General features: G+C 69.7%; 11 protein-coding genes. 1 reads left to right on the top strand and 10 read right to left on the bottom strand.

Translation table 11 applies throughout. The features are described from left to right. Window positions 1-123: 123 nt before the first annotated feature. Window positions 124-759 (bottom strand): LON peptidase substrate-binding domain-containing protein, encoded by a 636-nt coding sequence (locus AB7E83_RS20045; protein WP_428572563.1) that lies wholly within the window; start codon window positions 757-759, stop codon window positions 124-126. Between the two features lie 47 nt (window positions 760-806). On the opposite strand from AB7E83_RS20045, the gene AB7E83_RS20040 reads away from it, so the two are divergent. Further along, complete coding sequence (locus AB7E83_RS20040) at window positions 807-1355, top strand: YggT family protein (RefSeq protein WP_428572562.1); 549 nt, start codon at window positions 807-809, stop codon at window positions 1353-1355. A 51-nt stretch (window positions 1356-1406) separates the two neighbouring features. Here the strand turns inward: AB7E83_RS20040 and accD are convergent, their stop codons facing one another. The 9 genes from accD to AB7E83_RS19995 all read right to left on the bottom strand — a co-directional run bounded on the left by accD (window position 1407) and on the right by AB7E83_RS19995 (window position 12726). Beyond that, window positions 1407-2279 carry an acetyl-CoA carboxylase, carboxyltransferase subunit beta gene (gene accD / locus AB7E83_RS20035; protein WP_428572561.1) on the bottom strand — a complete coding sequence of 291 codons (873 nt, stop codon included), beginning with the start codon at window positions 2277-2279 and terminating at the stop codon, window positions 1407-1409. A gap of 41 nt (window positions 2280-2320) precedes the next feature. Next, window positions 2321-3136, bottom strand: coding sequence for a tryptophan synthase subunit alpha (trpA, locus tag AB7E83_RS20030; protein WP_428572560.1), 816 nt, complete (start codon window positions 3134-3136; stop codon window positions 2321-2323). Continuing rightward, on the bottom strand, window positions 3133-4380 hold the full coding sequence (gene trpB / locus AB7E83_RS20025) for a tryptophan synthase subunit beta (protein ID WP_428572559.1): 1248 nt from the start codon (window positions 4378-4380) through the stop codon (window positions 3133-3135). Before trpB ends, trpA begins: the two co-directional genes overlap by 4 nt. Further along, window positions 4358-5119 carry a phosphoribosylanthranilate isomerase gene (locus AB7E83_RS20020; protein ID WP_428572558.1) on the bottom strand — a complete coding sequence of 254 codons (762 nt, stop codon included), beginning with the start codon at window positions 5117-5119 and terminating at the stop codon, window positions 4358-4360. The genes trpB and AB7E83_RS20020 overlap by 23 nt, the downstream gene beginning before the upstream one ends. Beyond that, window positions 5116-5904 (bottom strand): tRNA pseudouridine(38-40) synthase TruA, encoded by a 789-nt coding sequence (gene truA / locus AB7E83_RS20015; protein WP_428572557.1) that lies wholly within the window; start codon window positions 5902-5904, stop codon window positions 5116-5118. The genes AB7E83_RS20020 and truA overlap by 4 nt, the downstream gene beginning before the upstream one ends. A gap of 87 nt (window positions 5905-5991) precedes the next feature. Next, entirely contained in the window at window positions 5992-9087 is a 3096-nt protein-coding gene (locus AB7E83_RS20010; protein WP_428572564.1) for a FimV/HubP family polar landmark protein, read from the bottom strand. Window positions 9088-9421: 334 nt separating this feature from the next. Further along, window positions 9422-10570, bottom strand: coding sequence for an aspartate-semialdehyde dehydrogenase (gene asd / locus AB7E83_RS20005; RefSeq protein ID WP_428572556.1), 1149 nt, complete (start codon window positions 10568-10570; stop codon window positions 9422-9424). A gap of 78 nt (window positions 10571-10648) precedes the next feature. After that, window positions 10649-11740 carry a 3-isopropylmalate dehydrogenase gene (leuB, locus tag AB7E83_RS20000; RefSeq protein WP_428572555.1) on the bottom strand — a complete coding sequence of 364 codons (1092 nt, stop codon included), beginning with the start codon at window positions 11738-11740 and terminating at the stop codon, window positions 10649-10651. A gap of 38 nt (window positions 11741-11778) precedes the next feature. Next, window positions 11779-12726 carry a LysR substrate-binding domain-containing protein gene (locus tag AB7E83_RS19995; RefSeq protein WP_428572554.1) on the bottom strand — a complete coding sequence of 316 codons (948 nt, stop codon included), beginning with the start codon at window positions 12724-12726 and terminating at the stop codon, window positions 11779-11781. Window positions 12727-12760 lie beyond the last annotated feature (34 nt).

The following is a 12760-nucleotide window of genomic DNA, read 5'->3' as shown; positions in this document are numbered from 1 at the left end:
GGGGTGGCCCCTGCAGCGAAGTAAAGGAGGAGGAGCGCGCACGCGCGCGACGGGGGACATTCGCGGAAGGGGTCGCCCCCGTCCCGGTCCGGGGCGCGCCACTCCCTTCTGCCGCCCACACTCCTAGTGCGTGATCCCCGAGCGCGCCAGCACGTCGCTCACCAGCTCCAGCCGCACGAGGGGATTGTCCAGTTCCATGAGCCGCTGCTTGAGCGCCACGGGGATCGGCAGGAACTCGCACCAGCGATTGGCCACCCAGCCGCAATCGTCGAGCCGCAACGGCTCCAGCACCTGCGGCACCGCCTCGCCCGCGGCGGCGCGCTGCTGCAGCGACTCGATCAGGCGGCCGAGCGCATCCGCCGTGGGCTTGAGGTCGTCGGGCACGACGACGTCCATGTCGGCGCTCATGCGCTCGACGTCGGCGATCCACAGGCCGTGCTTGAGCTGCTCGCTCGACGTGATGCGGAAACGGTCCGCCCCCACGGCGCGGATGAGCATGAGCCCCGGCTGCGGCGTCTCGAGGTGCGTGATGGTCGCGATCGTGCCGACGCGCGAAAAGGCCTCGGTCGCGCCGGGCTGGCGCACTTCGTGGCCCTGCGTGAGCGACACCACGCCGAACGGCGCGCCGGCCTTGTGGCATTTGCCGATCATGTCGAGGTAGCGCACCTCGAAGATGCGCAGCGGCATCACGCCGCCGGGGAAGAGCACCGTGCCCAGCGGAAAAAGGGGGAGCGACTGCAATGTCAGGGCGGCGGCCACGTCGAATCTGCGCTTTCTGAACGTATCATCCCACGCTGCAGCTCAGCATGATCTACACCATCGTTTCTTTTTTGCTCGACGTCGCCAGCAGCCTGCTGGGCGGCGCCTGCCTGCTGCGCCTGTACATGCAGCACCAGCGCATTCCCTTCGGCAACCCCATCGGCCGCTTCGTCTTCGCGCTGACCGACTGGCTCGTGCTGCCGCTGCGCAAGGTGCTGCCGTCCGTGGGCCGCTGGGACCTCGCGAGCCTCGTGGGCGCCTGGCTGCTGCAGCTCGTGCAGTTCCTCGTCCTCGCCCTGATCGCCGGGCGGACGGGGCAGCTCGCGCTGCTGCCGGTGCTGGCGTCGTTCGGACTGGTGCGGCTCGTCATCTCCGCAGTGACCGGCCTGCTCATCGTCTACGCCATCCTGTCGTGGGTGCGTTCCGATTCGCCCATGGCCGACGTGATCGACCGGCTCTGCGCGCCGATCCTGCGGCCGCTGCGCCGGGTGATCCCGCTCGCGGGCGGCATCGACCTGTCGCCGCTGGCGGCCCTGGTTCTGCTGCAGGTGGCGGCGATCATCGTTGCCGGGCTGCAGAACGCCGTGCTTCGCTGAACGGGAAAGCGCAAGCTCTGGATTCCCGCCTTCGCGGGAATGATGCGGGGGTCAGTCGACCGCGTCCGCCGGCTGCCGCTGCAGCATCGCCAGCACGTTCGCCACGGTCTTGCGCAGCTCGCGCCGGTCGCAGATGAAGTCGACCGCGCCCTTGGTCTGCAGGAACTCGGCGCGCTGGAAACCCTCGGGCAGCGTCACGCGCACGGTGGACTCGATCACGCGCGGACCCGCGAAACCGATGAGCGCCTTCGGCTCCGCGATGACCACGTCGCCCACGAACGCGAAGCCGGCGCTCACGCCGCCCATGGTCGGATCGGTTAGGACGCTGATATAGGGAAGGCCTTTCTTGGCCAGCCGCGTCAGCGAGGCGTTCGTCTTCGCCATCTGCATCAGCGACAGCAGGCCTTCCTGCATGCGCGCGCCGCCCGTGGCGGTGAAGCACAGGAAAGGCACTTTCTGTTCGATGGCGGTCTGCACGCCTCGCACGAAGCGCTCGCCGACCACGCTGCCCATGCTGCCGCCCATGAAGTCGAATTCGAACGCGGCGGCGACGAGGGGAATGCTGTGGACCGCGCCGCCCATCACCACGAGCGCATCGGTCTCGCCGGTGTTCTCCATGGCTTCCTTGATGCGCTCGGGATAGCGGCGGCTGTCCTTGAATTTCAGGGGGTCGACCGGCACGACCTCCTGGCCGACTTCGTACCGGCCTTCGGCATCGAGGAAGGTATCGAGGCGCGCGCGCGCACCGATGCGGTGATGGTGGCTGCAGCTCGGGCAGACGTTCTGGTTCTGCTCGAGGTCGGTCTTGTAGAGAACGGTTTCGCAGCTCGGGCATTTGACCCACAGCCCCTCGGGCACGCTGCGGCGCTCGTTCGGGTCCGTCTGCTGGATCTTCGGGGGCAGCAGCTTTTCAAGCCAGCTCATCGATCAACTCCTCGTCGCGCCGGGCCGTGCCGGGCGCTCAATCAATCATTATGGTCCAGCGCCCGGCGGATGCCGGTCAGGAAAGCGGACAGCGCCGTGACGGCGTTGTCCCGCGTCTCGTGCTCGACGACCTGGATGACCTTCGTGCCGATGACCACTGCATCGGCCACCTTGCCGATGGCCCGGGCCGTCGCCGCATCGCGGATTCCGAAGCCCACGCCCACGGGGATCTTCACATGCTCGCGGATGCGGGGCAGGGCGCTCTCGACCGCGTCGGTGTCGAAGTGGCCCGCGCCGGTCACGCCCTTGAGCGACACGTAGTAGACGTAGCCGCTCGCGATGCGTGCGACCTGCTCCATGCGCGTGGCGGTGCTCGTCGGCGCGAGCAGGAAGATGAGGTCGAGCCCGTGTTGCCGCAGCTGCGCCGCGAACGCCTCGCACTCTTCGGGCGGGTAGTCGACGATGAGGATGCCGTCGACGCCGGCCTGCCCCGCGTCGCGCGCGAAGGAACCTTCGCCGTGCGCGAGCTCGTAGCGCTCGACCGGGTTGGCGTAGCCCATCAGCACGACCGGGGTGGTGTCGTCGCGCTGGCGGAATTCGCGCACCATCGCGAGCACCTGCGCCGTGCCGACGCCGAGCGCCAGCGCCCGTTCCCCGGCCTTCTGGATCACGGGGCCGTCCGCCATGGGGTCGGAGAAGGGCACGCCGAGTTCGATGACGTCCGCGCCCGCCTCCACCATGCCATGCATGAGCGAGGGCGTGATGTCGGCGAAGGGGAAGCCGGCGGTGATGTACGGGATCAGGGCCTTGCGGTTCGCTGCCTTCAGCGCAGCGAAGGTCTTGGCGATGCGGGTCATTTCGGTTGACCCTTGAGGCTCAGGCCGCGCATCGAGGGCCGGTCGTAGAACTCCACGCCCGACAGGTCGGCGACCGTGCCGATGTCCTTGTCGCCGCGTCCGGACAGGTTCACCAGGATCCTCTGATCGGACCGCATCGTCTTCGCGAGCTTCATCGCGTAAGCGATCGCATGGCTCGACTCCAGCGCGGGAATGATGCCCTCGGTGCGGCACAGGTAATGGAACGCCGCGAGCGCCTCGGCATCGGTGATGCCGACGTACTCCGCGCGGCCGCTGTCCTTGAGCCACGCATGCTCGGGGCCGACGCCGGGGTAGTCGAGCCCCGCGCTCACGCTGTGCGTCTCGGTGATCTGGCCGTTCTCGTCCTGCAGGATGTAGGTGCGGTTGCCGTGCAGCACGCCCGGGCTGCCGCGCTGCAGCGACGCGGAATGCTTGCCGCTGTCGAGCCCTTCGCCCGCGGCCTCCACGCCGATCAGGCGCGTGTTCTCGAACGGGATGTAGGGATGGAAGATGCCCATCGCGTTGCTGCCGCCGCCCACGCAGGCGATCACGGCGTCGGGCTGCGCGCCGGCCAGCTCGGGCATCTGCTCGATGCACTCCTTGCCGATCACGCTCTGGAAGTCGCGCACCATCATCGGATAGGGGTGCGGGCCTGCCACGGTGCCGATGATGTAGAAGGTGTTCTCGACGTTCGTCACCCAGTCGCGCATCGCTTCGTTGAGCGCATCCTTGAGCGTCTTGCTGCCGGACTCGACCGGAACCACGGTGGCGCCCAGCAGGTTCATGCGATAGACGTTGGGACTCTGGCGCTTGACGTCCTCGCTGCCCATGTACACCACGCACTCGAGGCCGTAGCGCGCGCAGATCGTGGCGGTGGCCACGCCGTGCTGGCCCGCGCCCGTCTCGGCGATCACGCGCGGCTTGCCCATGCGCCGCGCGAGCATCGCCTGGCCGATCACGTTGTTGATCTTGTGCGCGCCGGTGTGGTTGAGGTCCTCGCGCTTGAGGTAGATCTGCGCGCCGCCCTGTTCGCGGCTCATGCGCTCGGCGTGGTAGACGGGGGAGGGACGGCCGACGAAGTGCTTCAGCTCGTACTCGAACTCGCGCCGGAATTCGGGGTCGTGCTGGTATTTCGCATAGGCGGCGCGAAGCTCGTCGATGGCGTGCGTGAGCGTCTCGCTCACGAAGCTGCCGCCGTATTTTCCGAAGTGGCCTGTCGGGTCAGGTTGAAGATAGGAGGGCATTGGGGGACCTTGCAAGGAGCGCGTCCGCGGCGCGCACGGCCGCGACGAACTGTTGGATCTTGCCGGCGTCCTTGATGCCTTTCAGCAAGGCCCCGCTGGTAGCGTCGGCCTCGACGCCGGAACTCACGTCAACGGCCAGCGTCCTGCAACGCGGCCGCACTTGCACGATGCCATCGGTCACGTTGGCAGGCCTCAACCCACCAGACAAGACGAGGTGAGCGTCGACGCTTGTTGGAAGCCGTGACCAATTGAATGCCTTGCCGCCGCCGCCATAACCGTCGACGTGGGCGTCGAGGAGCAGGGCGTTGGCGTGGGAGTGGAGACGTGCGAATTCTAGCAAGTCGAAGGGCGTGGCCTCGTCGAGCGGGATGCGCGCGGCGCGCATGTATGCGCGCTCGCCGGCGGCCTCACGGCACTGCTGGGGTGTCTCGTCGCCATGGAACTGCAGCATCGCGCCGGGCACGAGGTCGCAGGCCGCGCGCACGGCCTGCGCGCTCGCGTTGACGAACAGCAGCACGGGCGTGAGGAAGGGCGGCAGGCGCCTGGCGAGCACGGCGGCGCGCTGCGGGGAGACGAAGCGCGGGCTCTTGTCGAACAGCACGAAGCCCACGGCGTCCGCGCCGGCTTCCACGGCCGCATCGACATCCTGCTCGCGCGTGAGGCCGCAGATCTTGATGCGCGTGCGAAGGGGAGGAGCGTTGTGCGCGGGGTGCGCGGGGTGCGCGGCGTGCGGCGTCATGGCAAGGCATCATACGCAGCGGTGCGCTCGGGCAGCCCCCAGCGGGCGTCGTAGACCGGCCCGAGGAAGTGGAGGCCGGCGGGCGAGAACGTGCGTGCCGCCGCATCGCGGTCGCGCGCGGCGAGCACCTCGCCCATCCACGCCGCGGGCTTCAGTCCCTGCCCGACGAGCACGAGGCAATCCATGATGTTGCGGATCATGTGGTGCAGGAAGGCGTTGGCCTCGAAGTCGAAGCGCCAGTAAGCGCCGCGCCGGCGGATCTCGATGCGGCGCATCGTCTTCACCGGACTTTTCGCCTGGCAGGCGGAGGCGCGGAAGGAGGTGAAGTCGTGCTCCCCGATGAGGTGTCGCGCGGCCTCGCGCATCGCAGCTTCGTCGAGCGGGCGGAACACCCAGCCCACCCGCCCGCTGTCGATGCTGGGCCGCACGGGGCTCTCGAGCAGCACGTAGGCATAGCGGCGCGCGATGGCGCTCGCCCGCGAATGAAATTCGTCGGGGACCGGCTGCGCCCACTGCACGGCGATGTCGGCAGGCAGGAAGGTGTTGGTGCCGCGCACCCACGAGAAATTCTCGCGCCGGATGTCGGTGTCGAAATGCACCACCTGCATGAGGCCGTGGACGCCGGCGTCGGTGCGGCCCGCGCAGATCGTGGCCACGGGCCGCGGCTGCGCGGTGAATTGCGCGAGCGCCGCTTCGAGGCGGTCCTGCACGGTACGTCCCGAAGGCTGGCTCTGCCAGCCTTCGTAATCGCGTCCGTCGTAGGCGAGGCCCAGCGCCATCCGCATGCGCGCCCGTGCTCCCCGGGAAAAACGCGCTCAGCCGCCGCCGGGCCGCGCGGCCGCGGAAGCAACGAGCGTGGAAGCCGTCATTTCCTAACCGATTTCTGCCAGCAGGCGTTGAGCGCGTGACCGCAGATCGCCCGTGGCCTCGGCCAGAACTTCCTCGGCGAGGCTTCGCGCGCCATCGGAATCGCCGATGGCGTTGAACTCCTCGGCCAAGGCGAGCTTGGTCGCGAGCGGGTCCTCGCCGCCTTCGTCGTCCCCGCCGGCAAAACCCAGAGAGGGTGCCGCCAGCGGCGCGACCTCGCTGGCCGGGAGGTCCATGTCCAGGTCGAAACTGGGCACGTCCAGCGCGCCGGAAGGCGCGGACTCGGCCGGCGTCGGCGCGGCGGAGGTGGGCGCGTCCGGCTGCGAGAGCGGATCGCCCGGCAGGTCGAGCGAGAGCGTGCCGAGGTCGAACTCGATCATTCCCGAATCGGCCGGCTCCGCAACGGCCGGTTCAACGGCGGGTGCGGGGCTGGACGGGGAGGGCGGCGGCGCCACCGGACTCGGCGGCGGCGGCGGCTCGGGCGTGAAGTTCAGGCTGTTCTCGTCGAGCGTCAGGTCGGGCGCGTCGAGCCGCACGGCCTCGGGCTCGGGGTCCCGTGCGGTCTGGGCCTGGGTCATGACGGCCGCTGGCGCGGGGTCGAAGTCCATCTCGAGCGGCGGCATGTCGTCGGGGACGGCCGGGTCGGTGGGGACAGGCGGGGGAGCCGCTGGCGGCGGGTCCAGGGTGAAGGCCTGCGTCGCGATCGCCTGCGTGCGATCGAAGGCAGGCGTGGGCGGTGCGACGGCGGTGGACGTGTCCTCGGGCTCGTCGCCAAGAGAGAAGTCGAGATCGAGGTCGAGATCGACCGCGGGCGGAGGCGGTGCGCTCGCAAGCGCCTGGGTTGCGGTGGTGGTCGCGAAGGCGGCGGCGCCACCCGCGGCGGCGGCGGCGGCCAGCGCGCCTTCGCCGGGCTGCCCGCCCGGCCGGTACATGGAATTGCCCGGGTCGAGCTCGCGGCCCAGGTCGCAGATGTGCTCCCACTCGGGACCTTCGCCATGCGTGATGTGGTACGCGTCGGTCGCGACGACTTCGAAGGCCTTGGGGTCGCGGCGTTTCGCGTAGATCTCGAGCAGCTTCGCGTGGATCGCGACGCGCTCGGGATTCACGCGCAGCGCTTCCTTGAGGATCTCCTCGGCCTGCAGGTCGCGGCCATAGGCGAGATAGACGTCGGCTTCGGCCACGGGGTCGACGTCGCCCGCCGCGTCGAGCTGGCTCGGCGAATAGACCATCGACGAGCCGGTCGCGCTGGCGGCGCTGCTCTCGGCCGTGTCGACGCGCTGGCCGCCGCTCGCGCCGAAGAAGGAGTCGGGCTGCAACCGGCTTTCGAGGAAGGAGCTGTCGACCTGGGCCGTCTTGCGGCGCTGGCGCACGCGGTACACGCCGAGACCCAGCAGGAGCGCCAGGCCAGCGAGCACCGCGCCGGGGATCAGCGGATTTTCGAGCAGGTCGTCGACGAGGGATGTCTCGGGCGGCGGCGGCGGTGCCGGCGCCTTGGCCGAAGCGGGCCGCGCCGCGCTGGCGGGCTGCGCAGCGGAAGTGCCGGCGGCGGTCGGCGCCGAGGCGGCCGACACCGGGGGTGCGATCGCCGTGGAGGCGCCGGAAGGTGCCGGGGCCGTCGCGTTCGGGCTGGACGCGGGACCCGAAGCGCGGGCTGCCGCGGCCGAAGCCGCTGCAGCGGACGGCGCGGAGGCGGAGGCTCGCGGCGCGGACGCGCCGGGCGTCGCGACCGCGGTGGCGGGTGTTGCCGCACGTGCGCTGGCCGGCGCGGAAGCCGCCGCGGCGGCTCGCGCACTCGCCGGCGCGGTTGCCGGAACGGTCGCCGCCGGAGCGGAACCCGGGCGCGTCGTCGCGGTCGCCGCGGCAGGCGCCGAAGCCCCCGCGCGCGGCGCGCTGGCGGATCCCACGGGAGCGGTCACGCCGACCCGGGGTCCGCTCGCCGCGCCGCCGGGGACAGCGGCCACGCCCGGCGCGAGTCGATTCAGCTCCGTGATGTTCCGATTCAGCTCCGCGACGCGGGTGGACTGATCGCGGGCCGCGCGTTCGCGTGCAACGCGGTCCTCGGCCGCGCGTGCCGTGGCCCCGCCCTTCGACAGCGTCAGGCGGTCGGGCGCCGTGGCGGCGGGACGGCGGTCGTCGACCTTCGCTTCGACGCGACCCGAGGCCGAACGTCCGGCGGACGGTGCGCCGGCGGCGGGCACGCCTTCGGCGAGGCGGCGGCGGAATTCGTTGAAGTCGCGGCTCTGGGCGACGACCGTGCGGCGCGCTTCGTCCGCCGGGACGCTCGCCGCCGATTGCTCGGAGGGCATCTCGAGCACGGCGCCGGCGCGCAGGCGGTTGATGTTGCCGCTGGAGAACGCATCGGGATTCGTGCGCAGCATCGCGACGAGCATCTGGTCGAGCGAGATGCTCGCCGGCTTGTTGGCCGCGGCGATCCGGCCGGCCGTGTCGCCGGACTGCACCGTGACGCGGCGACCATCGCCGGCCGGCGGCGCGGCAGCCGCTGGCGTGGCAGGCGCCCGGGCTGCGGGGCGCGGCGCAGGGCGCGCAGCGGAAGGCGCAGGCGCGGCCGAGCGTGCAGGCGCGGCCGAAGGTGCAGGCGCGGCCGAAGGTGCAGGCGCGGCGGCGCGAGCAGCGGGCGCGGCGCTCGGCGCGCTCGGCGCGCTGGGCACGGCCGTCACGGACGAGGGCGGCGCCACCGGCGCCGTCTGCGCGGCGATCGGGTTCGAAGGCTGGCGCGTGTTCGCCGGATCGAACAGCATCGTGTAGTCGCGCACGATGCGGCCCTGGGCCCACACGGTCTCGAGGATCAGGTCGACGAAGGGCTCGTTGACCGCGCGGTCGCTCGTGAGGCGCAGGTAATGGCGGCCGTCGGGGCGGCGCAGGAGCGTGATCTGGACGTTGTTCAGCGCCGGGCTGTATTCGAGGCCCGCGGCGCGGAAGGTCTCGGCCGGTGCGACGTTCACGCGCAGCGAAGCGCGCTCTTCGTCGGTGATCTGCGGAATGTCGATCTCGGCGCGCAGCGGCTCGCCGAGGGCCGACTGAACGAGCACGCGGCCGAGCGACAGCGCATGCGTGTCGGGGCTGGCGAGCCCGAGGACCATTGCGGCTGCAAGCGCGAGCGCCGAAAGCCGCGCTTGCGGCGTGCTGGTCGGTGCAGGCGTTCCCACTGCTCGTTCAAGAGGCAGTTTTGTTCTCTTCATGCGGCCCGTCGCCCCAAGGCTTGAAAACGAAAAATGACCATAGCATCAATGTCTTAGGCTGACAAGCTGAGACAGCTTTTAAGTTCGTAACGGGCCACGCCGGTCCTGCGCGGGGCTGCGGATGTTGCCATGCGACAACGGGGAGATGTCGTCAAGCGAGTACAAGCAGTTCTCGTCAAACGACAACGGCCCGATGCTCGCGCACCGGGCCGTTGTCTGCATGCGAGCGCGCGGATTATGCGTCAAGCAGGATGCGCAACATACGCCTTAAAGGCTCGGCCGCGCCCCACAGCAGCTGGTCGCCGATCGTGAACGCGCCGACGTATTCGGGACCCATCGCGAGCTTGCGGATGCGGCCCACCGGGACGGTCATGGTGCCCGTCACCGCCACGGGCGTGAGCGACTTCAGCGTGGCTTCGCGCGTGTTCGGCACGACCTTCGCCCACGGGTTGTCGGCGGCGATCATCGCTTCGATGTCGGCCAGCGGCACGTCCTTCTTCAGCTTGAAGGTGAGCGCCTGGCTGTGGCAGCGCATCGCGCCCACGCGCACGCAGAATCCGTCGACCGGCACGGCGGGCGTGCCGAAGCCCGCGCCCTGGCCGAGGATCTTGTTGGTTTCGGCGCCGGCCTTCCATTCTTCCTTCGACGTCCCGTCGCCCAGGTCCTTGTCGATCCAGGGAATGAGCGACCCGCCCAGGGGCACCCCGAAGTGCTCGGTCTCGCTCGCGCCCATGGCCTGCTGGCGGCCGAGCACCTTGCGGTCGATCTCGAGGATGGCCGACTTCGGGTCGTCGAGCAGCGCGCGCACTTCGGTGTTGAGCGTGCCGAACTGCGTGAGCAGCTCGCGCATGTGCTGCGCGCCGCCGCCCGAGGCTGCCTGGTAGGTCATGCTTGTCATCCACTCGACGAGCCCGGCCTTGTAGAGCGCGCCCACGCCCATCAGCATGCAGCTCACGGTGCAGTTGCCGCCGATCCAGTTGCGCCCGCCCTTGGCCAGCGCGTTCCTGATGACGGGCATGTTGACGGGGTCGAGGACGATGACCGCGTCGTCGTTCATGCGCAGCGCCGACGCGGCGTCGATCCAGTGGCCGGTCCAGCCGGCCGCGCGCAGCTTGGGGAAGACCTCGTTCGTGTAGTCCCCGCCCTGCGCGGTCAGGATCACGTCGCACTTCTTCAGCGCCTCGATGTCGAAGGCGTCCTTCAGCTTCGTCTCGTTCTTCGCCTGGGCGGGCGCCTTGCCGCCGGCATTGGAGGTGGAGAAGAACACCGGCTCGATCAGGTCGAAGTCGCCTTCGGCCTGCATGCGGTCCATGAGGACGGAGCCGACCATGCCGCGCCAGCCGACGAGGCCGACGAGGGGTTGTTGTGCCTTGGAGAGAGTCATCGCGCGCCTTTCGGATTTGAAACTGGTTTCTCCCCGGCTCATCGGGCCGGGGAGGGGCGCGCGACGAACCGGAGCTTGCTAGCCCTTGGTGGTAATTTTTTTCGTGATCGCGGCCACCACGGCTTCGCCCATCTGCTGGGTGCCGACCTTCGTGGTGCCATTCGAATGGATGTCCGCCGTGCGAAGACCCTGCGCAAGAACGGCCTTGACCGCGGACTCGATGCGGTCGGCGGCTTCGGGCTGGTTGAGGGTGAAACGGAGCATCATGGCAGCAGACAGGATTGTAGCCAAAGGATTGGCAAGCCCCTTGCCGGCGATGTCCGGCGCGCTGCCGTGCGACGGCTCGTACAGCCCCTGGTTCGTCGCGTTCATGCTGCCCGACGGGAGCATGCCGATGGAGCCGGTGAGCATGGACGCTTCGTCAGAGAGGATGTCGCCGAACATGTTGCCGGTGACGATCACGTCGAACGCCTTGGGCGCCTTCACGAGCTGCATGGCGGCGTTGTCGACGTACATGTGGTCGAGCTGGACGTCGGGATACTGCTGGCCGACCTCGGTGACCACATCCTTCCAGAACTGGAAGGTCTCGAGCACGTTGGCCTTGTCGACGCTCGTCACCTTCTTGCTGCGCTTGCGCGCGGCCTGGAAGGCGACGTGCGCGATGCGCTCGATCTCCGGGCGCGCGTAGCGCATCGTGTCGAAGGCTTCCTCGGCGCCGGCGAACGCGCCGTCGGGCGAGGCGCGGCGGCCGCGCGGCTGGCCGAAATAGATGTCGCCCGTCAGCTCGCGGATGATCAGGATGTCGAGGCCGGCGACCAGCTCGGGCTTGAGGCTCGATGCATGCGTGAGCTCCTCGTAGCAGATCGCCGGGCGGAAGTTCGCGAACAGGCCGAGGTTCTTGCGCAGGCCCAGGATGGCCTGCTCGGGCCGCAGGTGGCGCTCGAGCTTGTCGTACTTCCAGTCGCCCACGGCGCCGAACAGGATGGCGTCCGCTTCCTTCGCGAGCTTCATCGTCGCGTCGGGCAGGGGATGCCCGTGCTTGTCGTAGGCGATGCCGCCGACGTCCGCGAACTCGAGCTCGAACTTCAGGTCGAGGACCTTCAGGACCTTCACGGCCTCGGCCACGATTTCGGTGCCGATGCCGTCGCCCGGCAACACTGCGATCTTCATTTTTGCTGGTCTCGGTTTGGGTTTGCTTCCCGCCGATTTTATTCGGCCGGCGCGGACCCGGCTGCGCCCGCGCGCGCCTGCAGGTGATCGACCAGCAGCCGCGCGGTGAGCGGCAGGGTCTCGAAGTCGCGCGCGACGAGGGCGATGTCGCGCAGCGCCCAGGCATCGGTGAGGCTCACGGACTCGAGGTCGCCGACCCCGTGCATCAGCTCGAAGGCGCGGCGCGGCATGACGCCGACGCCGAGCGCGTTGTGGATCATGCGGCACATCGCGTCGAGGCCGGTGACGTGGATGCGCAGCTTGATGGCGCGCCCCGCGCTCGCCGCGGCCTCGCGCATCGTGAGGTACACGGAGCTGTTGGCGTGCAGCCCGACGTGGTCGTACGCGAGGGTCTCCTCGAAGGCGATGCGCTTGCGCCGCGCGAGCGCATGGCCGCGCGGCACGATGAGCACGAGCTCGTCGCGGCGGTACGGCTTGAGCTGCAGCGTGTGGCCGGCCGCGAGCACGCCCGTGTTGCAGATGCCCAGGTCGGCCGCGCCGTCCTGCACCGCGCGCGCGACGTCCACCGAGAGGTGCTCTTCCAGGTCGATCTTGACCTCGGCGTGCGCTTTCGAGAACGCACCCAGGTCCTCGGGCAGGAACTGCACCACGGCCGAGATGTTGGCGTGGATGCGCACGTGGCCGCGCACGCCGTCTGCGTATTCGGAGAGCTCGGCCTGCATTTTCTCGAGGCTCGCGAGCACCGAGCGCGCATGGTGCAGGAGCGACTCGCCGGCCGGCGTGAGGTCGACCCCGCGCGTGTGGCGGTACAGCAGCGGCGTCTCGAGCGTGGCCTCGAGGTCCGACAGGCGCTTGCTCACCGCCGACGCGGCGATGAACTCGCGCTCGGCCGCGCGCCCGATGGAGCCGAGCTCGCACACCGCGACGAAGAGCTGCAGCGACGTGAGGTCGATGCGGCGGGCGAAGGAGCGTTCGTTGGGGCGCATGGAAGGACTGGATTCTCGCTCGGATCGCGTGCGC

Source organism: Ramlibacter sp. (genome assembly GCF_050250995.1).
Lineage (GTDB): Bacteria > Pseudomonadota > Gammaproteobacteria > Burkholderiales > Burkholderiaceae_C > Ramlibacter.
The sequence above is the reverse complement of the archived record's forward strand: the minus strand, read 5'-3'. Positions and strand labels throughout refer to the sequence as shown.